This is a genomic window from Allorhizobium sp. Av2, from assembly GCF_021462805.2.
In the GTDB taxonomy this organism is placed as follows: domain Bacteria; phylum Pseudomonadota; class Alphaproteobacteria; order Rhizobiales; family Rhizobiaceae; genus Allorhizobium; species Allorhizobium vitis_G.
The window spans coordinates 3,433,595-3,451,277 of the sequence record NZ_CP192696.1; the positions used below are offsets into that span (position 1 = coordinate 3,433,595).

A 17,683-nucleotide genomic window follows, 5' to 3' on the forward strand; every position below is an offset into this window, starting at 1 on the left:
CTCATTGCACCCTCTGCCTGACATGCTGCACGAGCTCTCGCACCGTTTCCGGATCGGCTTGTGGCGTAATCCCATGGCCCAGATTGAAGATCAGCGGACCGGAGCCAAGCCGATCGAGGATCCTGTCTATGCCATCGCGCATTGCTTGGCCACCGGCAACCGCCAGCATCGGATCGAGATTACCCTGAACAGGTCCGTCTTTTTGCAACTCGGCGGCAAAGGACAAAGGCACACTCCAATCCAGTCCAATTGCATCCGCTCCGGTCTGGCGACGGTAATCCTTCAGGAGCGTTCCAGCCCCTTTTGCAAAACTGATGATTTTCGCATCGGGACGGCTGAGACGGAGTTTGTCGATGATCCGTTTGACTGGCTTGACGCAAAAATCCGCAAATTCCTCTTCGCCCAGAACCCCAGCCCAGGAATCGAAGATTTGCACGGCATCTGCACCAGCATCGATCTGAGCCTCTAAATATTCGGCAGAAAGATCGGCGAGATAATTCAGAAGCCGTAAGAAAGCCTGGCGATGACGATAGGCAAACAGGCGGGCTGGGGCCTGGTCCGGGGTGCCGTGGCCGGCGATCATATAGGTTGCGACGGTCCAGGGGGCACCGCAAAATCCGAGCAGAGTGGTTTCATCCGGCAATGTCTGGCGCAATCGCGACACTGTTTCAATCACCGGGTTCAGATGCGGGAAAACCGATTGTTCCGGTAAAGCCAGAATCTCATCGGCGGTGATCGGCGTCATTTCAGGGCCTTTGCCTTCGGTGAAGGTGACGTTTCGACTCAAGGCATCGGGAATGACGAGAATGTCGGAAAACAGAATGGCAGCATCGAATGCGTAACGGCGGATTGGCTGGAGCGTCACTTCCGTCGCCAGTTCCGGTGAATAACAGAGATCGAGGAAACTTCCGGCCTGTGCCCGCGTTTGACGATATTCGGGAAGATAACGGCCAGCCTGACGCATTAGCCAGATTGGCGGTGGTGAAAGGCTCTTGCCTTCGAGCACTTTCAGAACTTTACGGTTTTCAGCGCTCAAAGTCATGCCTTTCAAATTATAAAAAGAGAGATCTTTTTTTTTTCTATTTCTAAGAGTCTGTGAGTAGCAAGGGTTAAAGACAGTGCACAGATTAACGATGTTTTAAGGCGCGAGCGCGTGCGGCGGGGAGTGGGTTGGGGGCAATTTGGATAATTATATCGAGATATCAAAAAAAACCAATCAAAATCAAAATGATAAGGATAGCGTAAAGAGGAGATCGGCCTGTGGATGGATTGGGGATGTCGGCTGAACAGATAAAAATCAGCCACCTTATGCACAGGGCCTGTGAAAACGACGCTGAACGGGTTAGTGCTGTGGAAAAACCGGCTGATATCCCCAGGGTGAAAAGCCAGGGGGAAAGTGAGGCCGATTTCTACAGGTCTATCAACAGCAGGGTCAGGATAGCGTGGAGAACAGAAAAAACTTCTTTCATCTACACCTGATTTCTGACTCAACAGGAGAAACCCTGATCTCGGCTGGACGGGCAGCAGCGGTTCAGTTTCAGCATTCCAATCCGATCGAGCATGTCTATCCACTGGTGCGGAACCGCCGGCAGGCCGATGCTGTGCTCCAATCGATCGATAAGGAGCCCGGTATCGTTCTTTACACAATCGTCGATCCGGAACTGGCGGACTTCATCGACCGGCGTTGTATCGAGATCGGTGTACCCAGCGTGAACGTGCTTGAGCCTATTATCGGGACGTTTCAGGCCTATCTTGGTCCATTGGCCCGCCGTCGCGTGGGGGCCCAGCATGTGATGAATGCCGATTATTTTGCGCGTATCGAAGCGCTGAATTACACCATGGATCACGATGACGGCCAGATGGCCGAGGATTACGATCAGGCCGATGTCGTTCTGGTCGGGATCAGTCGTACCTCGAAAACCCCGACCAGTATCTATCTCGCCAATCGTGGCATTAAGACCGCCAATATTCCTATCGTGCCAGACTCGCCCTTACCCGAATCGCTGCTCGCAGCAAAAGGGCCATTGATCGTTGGATTGATCGCGACGTCTGATCGGATTTCACAAGTTCGGGGCCATCGTGAATTGGGCACTGTCAGCGGCTTCGATCCAAGCGATTATACGGACAGGGCGAGCATTGCAGAAGAATTGAAATATGCCCGTTCGCTATGTGCGCGTCACAATTGGCCGGTGATAGATGTGACGCGGCGATCAATTGAAGAGACAGCGGCGGCAATCATTGCGCTGCGTGCCAAGCCGCGCTAATGCCGGATGGTTTTTTAAAGTTGAGGCAATCATGACAATTCCCGTTATTCTTGCATCGACCAGCCCTTTCCGACGGCAATTGCTGGAGCAGGCTGGTTTGCGCTTCACGGCTATGGCACCCGATATCGATGAACGCGAAATCGAAGGTCGGGCCGAGCACCAGCACGTGTCGCCACTAGAACTGGCACAGGTATTGGCCTGCGAAAAGGCTTTGGCCGTGAGCCGCCACGCGCAGGGTGGTCTTGTGATCGGCGGCGATCAGGTTTTGGCTCTGGGCGAACGGATCTATCACAAGCCAAAGGATCTCCTCTCGGCTCGTCACCAATTGCTCAGCCTGCGGGGTGAAACCCATGTGCTTTATAGCGCGCTGGCACTCGCGAAACAGGGTGAGGTGATCTGGCGGCATGTCTCCCAGGCCCGGATGACGATGCGGATATTCAGTGAGACGTTTCTGGACGATTATCTTGAACAGGTAGGCGAGGCGGTCCTGAAAAGCGTTGGTGGCTACCAGATCGAAGGCTTGGGCGTGCAGTTGTTTTCGGATATCGTCGGGGACTATTTTACCATCGTCGGCGTGCCGCTTTTGCCTCTGATGGAGAAACTGCGCGAATTGGATATTGTGCATGCATGATTCACGTGAAACATTTCTGAAGGGCGCCTTTGTTGCCGGCTATCCAATCAAGCATTCGCGTTCGCCTGTTATCCATAGATATTGGCTTCAGCAGCACGGTCTCGCGGGTGGCTATGAGAAACTGGAGATCCAGCCGGCAGACATCGCAGATTTCTTCGCCAGACTGAAAACAGGCAAGACCCGCTATCTCGGTGGTAACATTACCATTCCGCATAAAGAGGCTGCTTTTCAGATAGCAGATGTTCCTGACATGGTGGCGAGGCAGCTTGGGGCTGCCAATACGCTTTGGCTTGAAAATGGGCTTATTCATGCCACCAATACCGATGTTTACGGTTTTCTAGCCAATCTGGATCAGGGATATGCGGGCTGGGACAAGGCACGCAAGGCTGTTGTGCTGGGGGCCGGTGGTGCCAGTCGGGCGATCATCCAGGGACTGCTGGATCGCGGATTGCAGCATGTTCATGTGGTCAATCGGACCCTGGCGCGAGCGCAGGATCTGGCAGATCATTTTGGTGCTGCCGTCCAGGCGCATGGAAGAGAGGAGTTGCAGGATGTTGTGCTTAGCGCGGAACTTCTGGTCAACACCACGTCTCTGGGTATGAATGGCGAAGATGTTCCACAAATCGACTGGGACAAGCTTTCTCCCGGCGCTTTGGTAACGGATATCGTCTACACGCCGCTGGAAACCGGTCTGCTGCGGCAGGCGAGGGCGGCGGGCTTTGCCACGGTGGATGGTCTGGGTATGCTTTTGCATCAGGCGGTACCCGGATTTGAAAAATGGTTCGGCGTCCGGCCACAGGTGACGGATGAGTTACGCCAGTTGTTGATTGCCGATCTGGAGAAGCAGCCATGATCCGCATTGGTTTGACCGGCTCGATTGGCATGGGCAAGACAACGACGGCAGATTTTTTTCGTCAGGAAGGTGTGCCGGTCTATGATGCCGATGCCGCCGTGCATGACTTGTACCGGGGTGATGCGGTCGCTCCGATCGGCGCGGTGTTTCCTGAAGCGGTTGTTTCTGGAGTCGTAGATCGGGAAATTCTCAGTCGGACTCTGGCTCAGAATCCGGGTAAACTTAAGCAGCTTGAGGCAATCGTTCACCCGCTGGTGCGTGACAGGCAACAGGACTTTCTGGAAGATCAGGAATTGGCGGGCGCCGATCTGGTTGTTTTCGATATTCCACTGCTGTTTGAAACAGGCGGAGAAAAACGACTTGATAAGGTCGTTGTCGTCAGTTGCGATGCCGATACTCAAAGGCGTAGGGTTCTGGCGCGACCGGGCTGGAGCGAAGAAAAGCTGGCACTGGTTCTGTCTCGGCAGATGCCGGATGCCGAAAAGCGCGCCCGCGCGGATTTCGTGATTGACACCGGACAAGGCCTTAAGGTGGCACAGGCACAGGTGAAAGCCGTCGTTTCCACGCTGCGCGGTGAAACCTGACATCGAACCGCCAAAGTTTTTCTGGGAATATGGAAATTGGCGTGGCGTCGGAATAGCGATCTGCTACCAGCCAAAACTAAACACAAAATCAAACACTGGAGCAATGATGCGGGAAATCGTTTTCGATACGGAAACCACCGGACTGGAAAGCAAGCTGGACCGGGTGATTGAAATCGGTGGTATCGAATTGTTCAATCATTTCCCGACCGGCCGTAGTTTTCATGTCTATATCAATCCTGCCGACCGGGCCATTCACCCGGATGCCTTGGCGGTTCACGGCATTACACCGGAGTTTTTGAAGGACAAGCCGGTCTTCGCCGATATTGTCGAGGATCTGGTCGCTTTTTTCGATGGCGCAAAATGGGTGGCGCATAATGCCACATTCGACATGGGATTTATCAATGCCGAGTTTGAGCGGTTGGGTCGCCCGCCGGTTGGGCCGGAGCATGTCGTCGATACCTTGTCTCTGGCGCGGCGCAAACACCCGATGGGTCCAAACTCGCTCGATGCGCTTTGCCGACGCTATGGTATCGACAATTCTCATCGCACCAAGCATGGCGCCTTGCTCGATTCCGAACTTCTGGCTGAAGTCTATATCGAAATGCTGGGCGGCCGCCAGGCGACCTTCGGTCTTGAGCAGTCTGGAAACAGCGACAAGCGATCCCGCACTCAGGATAGCAATGTGACGGTCGAAATTGCCGCCCGTCCGAAAACACTGGCGCCGCGTCTAACCGAGGTTGAGCAGGAACGCCATGCAGCCCTGGTCAAGCGGCTTGGCCAGAAGGCGATCTGGGCGCATTACAATCAAGTCGAATAATCGTCATCGCCTTATTCGGCATAAAAAAAGCCCGGATCGACCGGGCTTTTTTGTGCTTAAAAAACAGCGGGATGACGCAAGGATCAGTTGACCCGACCCTGCTCCTCGGCAAAGCGCTGGGCAAACATCTGTGCAAAATCGATGGGGTCAATCATCAGCGGCGGGAAACCGCCATTGCGCGTGGCATCGGCGATGATCTGGCGTGCAAACGGGAAGAGCAGGCGCGGGCATTCGATGAACAGCACCGGCAGCATGTGTTCCTGGGGGAAACCGGTGATGCGGAAGACGCCGCCATAAACCAGTTCGGCTGCAAAAACCACTTTATCGTCGTCGCGCGCTTCGGCGGTCAGCGACAGGACCACGTCGAAATCATTGTCCGACAGCGGGTTGGCGTTGACATTGACATTGATGTTGATCGAAGGGGCCTTGTCCCGGGCCTGGAGCGAGCGCGGCGCACCCGGATTTTCGAAGGACAGATCCTTGATATATTGTGCAAGGATATTCAGGGACGGGCTCTCCGCCCCATTGCTGTTTTCATTGGCCATTGGGGTTCCTCAAGGCTTTTATGGTTCGAGGCCATCTATCATTTCAAGGTGGGCCTTACAAGCCTTTCACCCCTGGCGCTCACCCATTGGCACTCATCCCTTGCCCTCATCCCCTGGCAACCGGGTCCACGGAGAGGAGCCGTTGGGATTGTGCCTTTGATAATCCTTTTCATCGAGATCGATGATGTCCTCCGCTTTTGCCGGCCCTGGTCCTGATGACGACGGTCCGCCTGGCCGCTTTTGCCAGCCAGGTCCCCGCCCGCCGCGCTGCACGAAGACAAGTCTTGGGCTGATGATCTTCCAAAGCGCAGAGCGCACCATTGGCACCAGGAGCAGCAGGCCAAGAATATCCGTGATGAAGCCCGGCAATATCAGCAGCAGCCCGCCGAACATCTGTGCCGTGCCACTCAGGACGCCTTTGGCCGCTCGTTCCGGATCGCCCGAACGTGGACGGCGCAGGCGCTGGGCGAGGCTGATCCCCTGGCTGCGGAGCACCAGCAGGCCGAGCAGACTGGAGCCGATCACCAGCGCCAGCGTGGGCAGAACACCCAGCCATTGCCCGACCAGGACAAAGCCGGCGATCTCCATCAAAGGCAGTAGCAACAGGAAAAGGGCGGTCAGTCGCATTTGGTTTCCTTTAAACGATTATCGTGAGACTCTAAAGAAGTGGCATCGGCTATTTGAATGCAGCATGCAGGCAGACTATATGGAGTGAGAAAGCTTCAAATTAAACAGCGGTGCGGTGGCAATGGGTTCTAATGATTTTGTGACTCTCTTCTTTCTGGTGGCTGCGGTCCTGATTTTCTGGCAGCTGCGTAGCGTATTGGGACGTCGCACTGGCAATGAAAAGCCACCGAAAGATCCTTTCGCTGGACGTCCGGACGCTACATCTCCAGCAGCGGAAGATGCGCGGGTCGTGACTTTACCCCGACGCGACGAGGCCGATGGCGAGGAACGCCAGACGGCAATCGACGCCTATGCCCCGGTTGGCACCCCGCTGAACCAGCAATTGCGCCAGGTCGTGGAGGTTGATCCGAGCTTTGTGCCGAAGGAATTCCTCAACGGTGCGCGCATGGCTTATGAAATGATCGTCACTGCCTTTGCCGCTGGCGACAGGAAGAGTTTGAAGGATCTGCTGTCGCGTGAGGTCTATGACGGTTTCGACACGGCCATTACGGAGCGCGAACAGCGCGGCGAAGTGATGAAGTCAACCTTTGTTGGTATCGACAAGGCGGAAATCACCGGTGCGGAAGTCCGAGGCCAGGAAGTCCAGATCACTGTCCGCCTCGTCAGCCAGTTGATTTCCGCGACCTATGACAGTCAAGGCGCAGTGATCGAGGGAGATGCGGAATCGGTTGGCGATGTCAACGATATCTGGACCTTTGCCCGCGACACGCGCTCACGCGATCCGAACTGGAAGCTGATCGCCACCGAATCCGACCAATGAGTGGTGAAGCGACCAAGTTTCGGCTGGAGCCTGTTGGTTTCGACCAACTCCCCGGCTGGGACGCGGATGATCCCTCGGCGCTTTTGCCGGCCATGGCCGATTGCCTGGATTATCTGACCACGGTCAAGCCTTACCGGCCCGGCCAGTTGGGCTTGACCGCACAGGATCTCGTGCCGCTGCTTGAAAAGGCAGCGGCTTTACCGCGAGTAGACGGCGACGCATTGCGGCGCCTGCTGGAAGACGAATGCCAGGTTTTCCGCGTAGTATGCACGAATGGGAAGGCGGGTTTCGTTACGGCTTTTTACGAGCCGGATATCGAGGTTTCCGATTATCCCGACGATCTCTACCGCTTTCCCTTTTACCGCCGACCTGACGATTTGATCGATCTTGATGATCAAAACCGGCCTGAAAACATCGATCCGTCCTATGTGTTCGCACGCAAGAGCGAGTCCGGCATAACCTGTTATCCGGATCGTCAGGCCATCGACCAGGGCTTTTTGGAGGGATGCGGGCTGGAAATTGCCTGGGCGAAATCGAAAGTCGATGTGTTTTTCGTCCATGTCCAGGGTGCCGCACGGCTGCGTTATGCGGATGGGCGGGTTGGACGGATTACCTATGCCGCCAAGGCGGGTCATCCTTTTTCCGGTATTGGCGGGTTGCTGCTAAAGCGCGGTGAAATTTCTGCCGAGGCGATGTCGATGCAAGCGATCCGCTCCTGGCTCGCGTCTCATCCCGATCAGGTCGATGAAGTCTTGTGGCACAATCGCTCCTATATCTTTTTCCGTGAAGCTGAGGTCGGTGACCTGTCGCGCGGTCCTATCGCGGCGGCGAAAGTGCCACTGGTGGCGGGACGATCCCTGGCAGTGGACCGGACGATCCATACATTCGGCTTCCCGTTTTTCATTCATTCCCAAACCCTGACGTCCCAAGACCCGATGGGTTTGGATAGCGGCAAGCCTTTTGCGCGGTTGATGCTGGCGCTCGATACGGGCTCGGCGATTGTCGGACCGGCGCGCGGCGACATCTTTACCGGCTCTGGCGATGAAGCAGGAAATCTTGCCGGGGCGGTGCGCAACGACGCGGATTTCTATATCCTGATCCCGAAACAGGCCGCTAAAAGGGTCGAGTCGAGGTTTGGTTGATGGCGGGCAGGGACAGGATCAGTACGGAAGACCGTATTTTGTGGGGCAAGGTGGCACGCACCACCCGACCCATGGCCGGTCGCCTGGAAGAATTGACTGCCTTTGAAGACGCCTTGACAGAATTGGAAGCGTCTAAAGTGTTGGAACCCGGCCTTGCCGCCATGCGTGCCTCGCTCGAAAGTTCTGCCGCAAAGCCTGAGCCGAAGAAGCCCTCCGGCCTCCACCATCCGCTGGAGCGTCCCGTCAAGCGCAAGCTGTCGCGTGGCAAGCTCAAGCTGGAAGCCCGCATCGACCTGCACGGACTGTTCCAGAGCGAGGCCCATGCGATCCTGTTGGAATTTCTGGTGCGCGCCCATGAGCGTGGACTTCGGCACGTCTTGATCATCACCGGCAAGGGCAGTTCGATGGGCAGCGAAGGCGCCTTGAAACGAGCGGTGCCGCTATGGTTTTCCAAATCGGAGTTTCGCTACCTGATTTCCTCCCATGAGCCAGCGGCTCCTCATCATGGCGGGGAGGGCGCGCTTTACGTCCGCTTGGCGCGCCGGGGTGGAGAGAGAGTTGGTGGGGATGGACAATGACACCCTTCGGCGATGCGGTGCGTGGGCTTCGGGAGCGCAAGGGCGTGAGCCAGAAAGACATGGCCAAGGCGATTGGCGTGACGCCAGCCTATCTTTCGGCGCTCGAGCACGGACGGCGCGGCAAGCCGAGTTTCGACCTCTTGCAGCGCATTGCCGGCTATTTCAACATCATATGGGATGAGGCCGATGACCTGTTTGCAATAGCGGGCCTTTCCCATCCCAGGGTGACGCTGGATACCGCTGGTCTGCCTGCTGCCCATACCGCTTTTGCCAACCGGCTTGCAGGGATGATTCGCACCTTGTCGCCCGATGTGATAGAAGATCTCAACGCACTCCTCAGCAGAAGCGAGCGGGACCGTCAAAACCCTGGAAATCCCGTGGAAGCCTGCTGAATTTCATAGCTGCGATTTGGAAGTCGCCGCAAAATCCCTATAGTCGGAAAGTGCCAACGTGTGTGATTCGCCATAATTTTTGTTGCGGCCACGCATATTGCTTATGACACTGGAAAGATCGCTGAATGACTGAAACAACCGATGAAGCAAATGCCGCCAGCACTGCCTATGGTGCTGACTCCATCAAGGTGCTGAAAGGCCTCGATGCTGTCCGCAAACGTCCCGGCATGTATATCGGTGATACGGATGATGGGTCCGGCCTGCATCATATGGTCTATGAAGTCGTCGACAACGCCATTGACGAGGCACTTGCCGGTCATGCCGATATCGTCACGGTGACGCTGAACGCAGATGGCTCAGTGACCGTGACCGACAACGGACGCGGTATTCCCACCGACATACATACCGGCGAAGGCATTTCGGCCGCCGAAGTCATCATGACCCAGCTGCACGCGGGCGGTAAGTTCGACCAGAATTCCTACAAGGTCTCCGGCGGTCTACACGGCGTTGGTGTCTCTGTAGTCAATGCGCTGTCCGTCAAGCTTTCCATGAAGATCCGCCGTCATGGAAAGGTTCATGAAATGAGCTTCACCCATGGCGTTGCCGATGCACCGCTGGCCGTGACTGGCGATTATCAAGGCCGCTCCGGCACGGAGATCACCTTTCTGCCCAGCACGGAAACCTTTACCCAGGTCGAGTTCGATTATGGAACGCTGGAGCATCGCCTGCGCGAGCTCGCCTTCCTCAATTCCGGCGTGCGCATTCTGCTGACTGACAAACGCAAGTCCGATATCCGCCAGGAAGAAATGCTGTATGACGGCGGCCTCGAAGCCTTCGTGCGCTATCTCGACCGTTCGAAAAAGCCGCTGGTCAGCAATCCTGTCGCCATCCGTGGCGAGAAGGATGGCATTACCGTCGAAGTGGCGATGTGGTGGAACGACAGCTATCATGAAAATGTACTGTGCTTCACCAATAACATTCCCCAGCGCGATGGCGGCACGCATATGGCCGGGTTCCGCGGTGCGCTGACCCGCCAGATCACTTCTTATGCCGACAGTTCCGGTATCACCAAGAAGGAAAAGGTTACACTTCAGGGCGAAGACTGCCGTGAAGGCTTGTCGGCTGTTTTGTCCGTCAAAGTTCCCGACCCGAAATTCTCGTCGCAGACCAAGGACAAGCTGGTTTCATCCGAAGTGCGGCCCGTGGTCGAAAGCCTGGTCAACGAAGCGCTCAGCACCTGGTTCGAGGAACATCCGACCGAAGCGAAGATCTTGGTGGGCAAGGTGGTGGAAGCTGCCGTCGCCCGCGAAGCCGCCCGCAAGGCGCGCGAACTGACCCGCCGCAAAGGCGCATTGGATATTGCCTCGCTGCCCGGCAAGCTTGCCGACTGCTCCGAGCGTGATCCGGCCAAATCCGAACTCTTCCTCGTCGAGGGTGATTCGGCTGGTGGCTCGGCTAAGCAAGGCCGCTCGCGTGAGCGCCAGGCGATCCTGCCACTGCGCGGTAAGATCCTCAATGTGGAACGCGCCCGCTTCGACAAGATGTTGTCCAGCCAGGAAATCGGCACGCTGATCACCGCGCTTGGGACATCCATCGGCAAGGACGAGTTCAATGCCGACAAGCTGCGCTATCACAAGATCATCATCATGACCGATGCTGACGTCGACGGCGCGCATATTCGCACTTTGCTTCTGACGTTCTTCTTCCGTCAGATGCCGGAATTGATCGAGCGCGGCCATCTCTATATCGCCCAGCCGCCGCTCTATAAGGTCACACGCGGTAAATCCATTCAGTATCTGAAGGATGAAAAGGCGCTGGAAGAATATCTGATCGGCATGGGCCTCGACGATGCTTCGCTGAAGCTCGGCAGCGGCGAAGTACGCGCCGGACAGGATCTGCGCGAAGTGGTGCAGGACGCGCTGCGGCTGCGCAGCCTGATCGATGGCTTGCATTCCCGCTACAATCGCAATGTCGTGGAACAGGCTGCCGTTGTCGGCGCATTGAATCACGAACTGACCGCCAACCGCGAACGGGCCGAGCAGACGGCGGCGGAAGTCGCCAAGCGTCTCGACCTGATCGCCGAGGAAACCGAACGGGGCTGGGAAGGCTTCGTAACGGAAGAAGGCGGCCTGCGCTTCGAGCGCATGGTGCGTGGTGTCAAGGAAGTGGCGGCGCTGGATGTGGCGCTGATTGGTTCGTCAGACGCCCGCCATATCGACCAGCTCGCCACCCGCTTGAACGATATCTATGGCCAACCGCCAGTCCTGACCCGCAAGGATGGTCAGCAGACCATTTCCGGTCCGCGCAACCTGCTGGATGCCGTGTTCTCCTTCGGTCGCAAGGGCCTATCCATGCAGCGCTATAAGGGTCTTGGCGAGATGAACGCCGAGCAGCTGTGGGAAACCACGCTCGATCCGAATGTGCGCTCACTGTTGCAGGTCCGGGTCAATGACGCCACCGATGCTGACAGCCTGTTCTCCCGCCTTATGGGCGATGAAGTGGAGCCGCGTCGCGATTTCATCCAGGAAAACGCCCTGAATGTCGCCAATCTGGACATTTGACGGACCTCACAGGTAGTAAAATAAAAAGGCCGTGCTTTGTAAAAAAGCACGGCCTTTTTCGTGACTCACGTGAAACATTCGGCCTTACAGCACCGCGCAGGCTGCCTTTGGTGGACGGTGCCACAAGAGAAGGATCATTTCACTGACCCTTCCGAATAGCCGTTCAGGCCTTGAATTTACCCTCAAAAACCACGGTTTCCAGTAGTTTGCGGTCATTGGGCACTTCCTTCGCCTGCAAGCCTTCCGGCAGGATCGATTTATCCCCCAGCTTGCCAATGGCAACGGCGGCTTCGATATGGAAATCGGAGGGAACACCAAGCACATTGGCAGCCTTGTCGAAATCCACGCCGGTCATGCCATGGGCATGGAAGCCGGAATGGATGGCCTGAAGTGCGAGATAACCCCAGGCGGCACCGGCATCGAAGCTGTGGCTGCGCGAAGGCTTCGGCGCGGAGCCGTCGGGCGAGCGGCTCAGCGTATCGGAAATGACGAAAACCAGAGCGGAGGCATTCTTCGCCCAGCCTTGGTTGAATTCGATCAGGGCACCCAGCAGGGCATCGAAATGTTCGTCGCCCTTCAAGGCATAGACGAAGCGCCAGGGCTGGTAGTTAAAAGCCGACGGCGCCCAATGCGCTGCTTCAAGAATGGTCAGCAATTCGGTTTTGCTCATAGTCTCGCCTGTGAAGGCGCGGGGCGACCAGCGATCGAGGAAGATCGGGTGAATGTCATGGGTGGCGTTACGATGATTGCTGCTTGTCATTATCAAACCTCAAAATGTGGAAGTCTCGAAACAAGGAAGGTGCAGGGGTCGCATCATTGCGATCAGCATATTTATACCGAGACATTGTCACTGCTTTTACGGCAGAGTTGCGAAACACCTGACCAAACCTCTTCGCGGCACATAGGGTGTGTGGCCGCAACCGGCAAGGTGTGACAACCATGGCCGAAATGCACCGGAAAGCTCCATCACTCCTTTGTCAAGGTGTGAAATCCCATGGGCGGATTCGCGCAATAAAATCTATGAAGTATAAAGGTTTCTGTGCATACTATCTCGTCAAAGGTTGGATAGTGGTGGAGCTAAGCAATTTCTTTACCCCTTTGAACTCCGGCCGGAACCTTGGCTCGACTGGTCCAGTTTAGCTTTGGATGAGTGACAACAGGGAAGAGGCGGATCGCATCGATGTTTTATCAACTGTATGAAATGAATCACGCAGCCATGGCTCCTTTGCGTGCCACGGCAGATGCCATGCGTCTGGCCTTCCGTAATCCGCTGAACCCGCTGACCCATACCGTCATCGGCCGGACAATGGCCGCAGGCTTCGAGGTGATCGAGCGCAACACGCGGCGCTATGGCAAGCCCGAATTCGGTCTTCCGACCACGGTGATCGACGGATCGCCTGTGAAGATCACCGAGGAAGTCACGTGGTCCAAGCCGTTCTGTAATCTCATTCATTTCAACCGGAGCCTGACCCAGCCCCGGAGTGACGACCCGAAAATCCTGATCGTCGCGCCGATGTCAGGACATTACGCCACCTTGCTGCGCGGCACTGTCGAAGCGCTGCTGCCCAGTGCCGATGTCTATATCACCGACTGGATCGATGCCCGCATGGTGCCGATGACGGACGGAACTTTCGATTTCGATGACTATGTCGATTACGTGATCGAGATCCTCCATCATCTCGGCCCAAACACCAATCTCGTCGCCGTCTGCCAGCCCTCCGTTCCGGTTTTGGCAGCCGTGGCCCGCATGGAGGCGGAAAACGATGAGTTCGTGCCATCCTCCATGACATTGATGGGTGGCCCGATCGATACGCGTATCAATCCGACCGCCGTCAACGAACTGGCCAAGAACAAGCCGATCGAATGGTTTGAGGAAAACGTCATCATGAACGTTCCCTGGCCACAGCCGGGCTTCCTGCGGCCCGTCTATCCGGGCTTCCTTCAGCTTTCAGGATTCATGTCGATGAATCTCGATCGGCATATGATTGCCCAGAAAGATTTCTATGTGCATCTGGTGAAGAACAACGGCGATTCCGCCGAAAAGCACCGGGAATTCTACGATGAATATCTGTCGGTCATGGACCTGACGGCTGAATTCTATCTGCAAACGGTGGAAGCCGTGTTCATGCGGCATTCCCTGCCAAAGGGTGAGCTGATGCACCGTGGCAAACCGGTCGATTGTGGCGCCATCCGCAATGTGGCGCTTTTGACGGTCGAAGGCGAGAACGACGATATTTCCGGCGTCGGCCAGACAAAGGCGGCACAAACGCTCTGCACCAATCTCGCCGATGACAAGCGTATGCATTACATGCAGCCCGATGTTGGTCATTATGGCGTCTTCACAGGGTCTCGGTTCCGTCGTGAGATCGCACCGCGTATCGTTGCTTTTGCCAAGCAGCATTCCAATCAACCGACCTCGGCTGTAAAGCGGGCAACGATGGTGAAGCGCGTGATTAAGGGTGGAAAATCAGCTTGAGGAGAAATCGAATTTCCCGAATTTTTCGAGTGATTTAGCAAATTGCGAATGACGCACGCTTGAAGGTTGTACCCGCCATTCCCATCTCGAATATGTCCGGTCGCATGGTGCTTGCCGGACATAACGAGGATAATGGAATGAACCAATCAGCATTGCTGCGTCCGGGCTGGACGCCTGCGACGATTGCCATGATGGTGCTCGGCTTCGTGATCTTCTGGCCGCTTGGCCTTGCCATGCTTGCCTATATTTTATGGGGCGATCGCTTCCGCACATCGAAACGGAACGCAAATGAGGCTATGGACGCCATGTTTTCAAAATGCTGCGGCAGCCGCCGCTCACGCAATCGCAACCGCTTTAGCGCCTCCAGTGGTAACCTCGCCTTCGATGAATGGCGTGTGGCCGAGCTGGAGCGTATCGAGCAGGAACGTCGCAAGCTTGAAGAAATGCGTGAGGAATTCGAGGCCTATGTCCTGGAATTGCAGCGCGCCAAGGATCAGGATGAATTCAACCGCTTCATGAACCAGCGCAATGCCAGCCGTCGCGATGAGCGTGGCAGCGATGTCCAGACCTTCACTCAGGACTAACCGTCATGTGTGTCTACAAAGGCCGAGATCCATCTGGATCTCGGCCTTTTTTATGGCTCTCGATAAGCGATATAAGGCCATGACTGGACCGAATCAGGTAAAAGACCCGCATGTTTCCCTTGTTTTTGCGAAGCCCGACCAGAGTGGCAAAAAAAACGAAAGTGCCGGAAAGCCGCGAGCTGATCGTGGCAGGGCGCGCGGTGCCGCTTGCCATTCGCGAAAATCTTCGCGCCACCCGCATTACCCTGCGGATCGAGCCCGGTGGCCGGGGCCTGAAAATGACCATTCCCAAAGGGGTGCGCCAAGGCGACGTCAACGATTTTATCGAGCGGCATCGCGGCTGGCTGGAAAACAAACTGGCCCGCTTTTCCGATGATACGAAAGTCAGGGCAGGGGGCGTGATTTCGCTGCGCGGCATTGCGCATCGTATCGAGCATACCGGCCAGCTGCGCGGCGTGACCCAGGTGCAGATGGAGAATGGCGAGCCGGTGATCCGCATCAGCGGCCTCCCGGAACATGCCGGTCGCCGGCTGTCGGCTTTTTTGAAAAAGGAAGCGCGGCACGATCTGGAGCGGCTGGTCGCCATCCATACCGGGCGACTTGGAAAACCGTCAAAGAGCCTGGCGCTGAAGGACACACGCAGCCGTTGGGGCTCCTGCTCTTGGGATGGCAATTTAAGCTTTTCCTGGCGCATCGTCATGGCGCCGCCCTCGGTGATCGACTATCTCGCCGCTCATGAGGTGGCGCATTTGAAGGAAATGAACCACGGCCCGCAATTCTGGGCACTGTGCAAGCGTCTCTGCCCCGGCATGGACGAGGCCAAGAGCTGGTTGAAGCGTCATGGATCGGAACTGCATGCCCTCGATTTTGACTGATTTGGCTCGACTCCGAGCCGATTTCATGTCACTTCGCTGACATGAAACCTGATGTCAAAATTTGTGGATTGAAGACCGAGGAAGCCGTTGAAAAGGCCGTGACCCTTGGCGCCACCCATGTCGGCTTCATCTTCTTTGAGAAAAGCCCAAGACATATCGAACCCGATATCGCCGGACGCATTGCCGAAAAGGCGCGGGGCAGGGCGAAGATCGTTGCCGTCACCGTTGATGCAGACACCGATGACCTTGATGATATTGTGTATCTGCTGAAGCCGGATATCCTGCAATTGCATGGCCACGAAAGCCCGGAGCAGGTGCTGACCATCAAGGCGCTCTACGGTCTTCCTGTCATGAAGGTGTTTTCCATCCGCGAACCCGCTGATCTTTTGCAGATTGATGCCTATATAGGGATAGCAGATCGTTTTCTGCTGGATGCCAAGGCGCCTGAAGGCTCCGATCTGCCGGGCGGCAATGGTGTCACCTTCGATTGGCGTCTGCTGCGTGATCTTGACGCAGAGGTCGATTACATGCTTTCGGGTGGGCTCAACAAGGACAATGTCGGGCAAGCCCTTGCCGAGACGGGAGCGCGAGGCCTGGATGTATCTTCCGGCGTCGAAAGCGCGCCAGGCGTCAAGGATCTCGAACGGATGGATCAGTTCTTCGCCGCCGTCAGGCTGGCAACGGCCACAGCGCCGGTTTCAGGGAGTGTACAGTGAACCAGAACCCAATCCCGAATTCCTTCCGGTCCGGGCCGGATGAAGATGGCCGTTTCGGCATTTTCGGCGGTCGCTTCGTGGCCGAAACCCTCATGCCGCTGATCCTGGATCTGCAGGCGGAATGGGAAAATGCCAAGACTGACCCCAGCTTCAAGGCTGAACTCGATCACCTCAACACTCATTATACCGGGCGTCCGAGCCCGCTCTATTTTGCCGAACGGCTGACGGCGGAGCTTGGTGGTGCCAAGATCTATTTCAAGCGCGACGAGTTGAACCATACCGGTTCGCACAAGATCAACAATTGTCTCGGTCAGATCCTGCTGGCCAAGCGCATGGGCAAGACCCGGATCATCGCCGAGACCGGTGCCGGTCAGCATGGCGTGGCCTCAGCCACGGTCGCAGCCCGTTTCGGCCTGCCCTGCATCGTCTATATGGGCGCCACCGATGTGGAGCGCCAGGCGCCGAACGTTTTCCGCATGAAGCTGCTCGGCGCGGAAGTCCGCCCGGTGAGTTCAGGGCATGGCACCTTGAAGGATGCGATGAACGAGGCGCTGCGCGACTGGGTCACCAATGTCGATGATACCTATTACATGATCGGCACGGCTGCCGGTCCGCATCCCTATCCGGAAATGGTCCGCGAATTCCAGTCGGTGATCGGCAAGGAATCCCGCGATCAGATGATGGCTGCTGAAGGCCGCCTGCCGGATATGCTGGTGGCAGCTGTCGGCGGTGGCTCCAATGCTATCGGCCTGTTCCATCCGTTCCTCGATGATGAGAGCGTGCGGATGATCGGCGTCGAAGCTGGCGGCAAGGGGCTGGATGGCGAAGAGCATTGCGCCTCGCTGACCGCTGGCACACCTGGCGTCCTGCATGGCAACCGCACCTATCTGCTGCAAGACAGCGACGGGCAGATCAAGGATGGCCATTCGATTTCCGCCGGACTTGATTACCCGGGTATCGGTCCGGAACATTCCTGGTTGAAGGATATGGGCCGCGTTGAATATGTGCCGATCATGGATACCGAAGCGCTTGAGGCCTTCCAGCTTCTGACTCGCACCGAAGGCATTATTCCGGCGCTTGAGCCCAGCCACGCCCTGGCCGAAGTGATGAAGCGCGCTCCGAAAATGGGCAAGGACGAGATCATCCTGATGAACCTCTGCGGACGCGGTGATAAGGACATCTTTACGGTCGGCAAGATTCTGGGAATGGGGCTCTGAT

General features: G+C 56.5%; 19 protein-coding genes. 15 read left to right on the forward strand and 4 right to left on the reverse strand.

Annotation, left to right across the window (positions count from 1 at the left end; genetic code table 11):
• Position 1: 1 nt before the first annotated feature.
• Positions 2–1,042 carry a uroporphyrinogen decarboxylase gene (hemE, locus tag FS819_RS15995; RefSeq protein ID WP_409050050.1) on the reverse strand — a complete coding sequence of 347 codons (1,041 nt, stop codon included), beginning with the start codon at positions 1,040–1,042 and terminating at the stop codon, positions 2–4.
• A 400-nt stretch (positions 1,043–1,442) separates the two neighbouring features.
• Between hemE and FS819_RS16000 the strand changes: the two genes are divergently transcribed.
• The 5 genes from FS819_RS16000 to dnaQ all read left to right on the forward strand — a co-directional run bounded on the left by FS819_RS16000 (position 1,443) and on the right by dnaQ (position 5,149).
• On the forward strand, positions 1,443–2,264 hold the full coding sequence (locus FS819_RS16000) for a pyruvate, water dikinase regulatory protein (protein ID WP_234624568.1): 822 nt from the start codon (positions 1,443–1,445) through the stop codon (positions 2,262–2,264).
• 31 nt (positions 2,265–2,295) lie between these two features.
• Positions 2,296–2,895, forward strand: a complete 600-nt coding sequence (locus FS819_RS16005) for a Maf family nucleotide pyrophosphatase (RefSeq protein WP_156548149.1) — start codon at positions 2,296–2,298, stop codon at positions 2,893–2,895.
• Entirely contained in the window at positions 2,888–3,748 is an 861-nt protein-coding gene (locus FS819_RS16010; RefSeq protein ID WP_156548150.1) for a shikimate dehydrogenase, read from the forward strand. Before FS819_RS16005 ends, FS819_RS16010 begins: the two co-directional genes overlap by 8 nt.
• Complete coding sequence (gene coaE, locus FS819_RS16015) at positions 3,745–4,332, forward strand: dephospho-CoA kinase (RefSeq protein ID WP_156548151.1); 588 nt, start codon at positions 3,745–3,747, stop codon at positions 4,330–4,332. Before FS819_RS16010 ends, coaE begins: the two co-directional genes overlap by 4 nt.
• A gap of 106 nt (positions 4,333–4,438) precedes the next feature.
• Positions 4,439–5,149, forward strand: a complete 711-nt coding sequence (gene dnaQ / locus FS819_RS16020) for a DNA polymerase III subunit epsilon (RefSeq protein WP_156548152.1) — start codon at positions 4,439–4,441, stop codon at positions 5,147–5,149.
• Between the two features lie 83 nt (positions 5,150–5,232).
• Here dnaQ and secB read toward each other — a convergent pair whose 3' ends face one another.
• Complete coding sequence (gene secB, locus FS819_RS16025; RefSeq protein WP_012654504.1) at positions 5,233–5,694, reverse strand: protein-export chaperone SecB; 462 nt, start codon at positions 5,692–5,694, stop codon at positions 5,233–5,235.
• Between the two features lie 93 nt (positions 5,695–5,787).
• Positions 5,788–6,321, reverse strand: a complete 534-nt coding sequence (locus FS819_RS16030) for an FxsA family protein (RefSeq protein WP_156548153.1) — start codon at positions 6,319–6,321, stop codon at positions 5,788–5,790.
• A gap of 121 nt (positions 6,322–6,442) precedes the next feature.
• Between FS819_RS16030 and FS819_RS16035 the strand changes: the two genes are divergently transcribed.
• The 5 genes from FS819_RS16035 (at position 6,443) to gyrB (ending at position 11,814) form a co-directional block, all read left to right on the forward strand.
• Positions 6,443–7,141 (forward strand): Tim44/TimA family putative adaptor protein, encoded by a 699-nt coding sequence (locus tag FS819_RS16035; RefSeq protein ID WP_156548154.1) that lies wholly within the window; start codon positions 6,443–6,445, stop codon positions 7,139–7,141.
• Positions 7,138–8,283, forward strand: coding sequence for a murein transglycosylase A (gene mltA / locus FS819_RS16040; RefSeq protein WP_156548155.1), 1,146 nt, complete (start codon positions 7,138–7,140; stop codon positions 8,281–8,283). Before FS819_RS16035 ends, mltA begins: the two co-directional genes overlap by 4 nt.
• On the forward strand, positions 8,283–8,861 hold the full coding sequence (locus FS819_RS16045) for a Smr/MutS family protein (protein ID WP_156548156.1): 579 nt from the start codon (positions 8,283–8,285) through the stop codon (positions 8,859–8,861). Before mltA ends, FS819_RS16045 begins: the two co-directional genes overlap by 1 nt.
• Positions 8,858–9,253 carry a helix-turn-helix domain-containing protein gene (locus tag FS819_RS16050; RefSeq protein WP_012654509.1) on the forward strand — a complete coding sequence of 132 codons (396 nt, stop codon included), beginning with the start codon at positions 8,858–8,860 and terminating at the stop codon, positions 9,251–9,253. Before FS819_RS16045 ends, FS819_RS16050 begins: the two co-directional genes overlap by 4 nt.
• 125 nt (positions 9,254–9,378) lie before the next feature.
• Positions 9,379–11,814, forward strand: coding sequence for a DNA topoisomerase (ATP-hydrolyzing) subunit B (gene gyrB / locus FS819_RS16055; RefSeq protein ID WP_070152498.1), 2,436 nt, complete (start codon positions 9,379–9,381; stop codon positions 11,812–11,814).
• A gap of 163 nt (positions 11,815–11,977) precedes the next feature.
• Here the strand turns inward: gyrB and FS819_RS16060 are convergent, their stop codons facing one another.
• Entirely contained in the window at positions 11,978–12,574 is a 597-nt protein-coding gene (locus FS819_RS16060) for a nitroreductase family protein (protein WP_156548157.1), read from the reverse strand.
• A gap of 420 nt (positions 12,575–12,994) precedes the next feature.
• Between FS819_RS16060 and FS819_RS16065 the strand changes: the two genes are divergently transcribed.
• The 5 genes from FS819_RS16065 (at position 12,995) to trpB (ending at position 17,682) form a co-directional block, all read left to right on the forward strand.
• Positions 12,995–14,290, forward strand: a complete 1,296-nt coding sequence (locus tag FS819_RS16065; protein ID WP_071203220.1) for a polyhydroxyalkanoate depolymerase — start codon at positions 12,995–12,997, stop codon at positions 14,288–14,290.
• A gap of 137 nt (positions 14,291–14,427) precedes the next feature.
• Positions 14,428–14,874 (forward strand): DUF2852 domain-containing protein, encoded by a 447-nt coding sequence (locus tag FS819_RS16070; protein ID WP_070166265.1) that lies wholly within the window; start codon positions 14,428–14,430, stop codon positions 14,872–14,874.
• Between the two features lie 119 nt (positions 14,875–14,993).
• A complete protein-coding gene (locus FS819_RS16075; RefSeq protein ID WP_409050054.1) occupies positions 14,994–15,749 on the forward strand; it encodes a M48 family metallopeptidase in 756 nt (251 codons plus the stop codon).
• A 41-nt stretch (positions 15,750–15,790) separates the two neighbouring features.
• The gene (locus tag FS819_RS16080; protein WP_156548159.1) at positions 15,791–16,465 is read left to right on the forward strand and encodes a phosphoribosylanthranilate isomerase; all 675 of its coding nucleotides are present in this window, start codon (positions 15,791–15,793) and stop codon (positions 16,463–16,465) included.
• Positions 16,462–17,682 carry a tryptophan synthase subunit beta gene (gene trpB / locus FS819_RS16085; RefSeq protein ID WP_234624569.1) on the forward strand — a complete coding sequence of 407 codons (1,221 nt, stop codon included), beginning with the start codon at positions 16,462–16,464 and terminating at the stop codon, positions 17,680–17,682. Before FS819_RS16080 ends, trpB begins: the two co-directional genes overlap by 4 nt.
• Position 17,683: the final 1 nt, after the last annotated feature.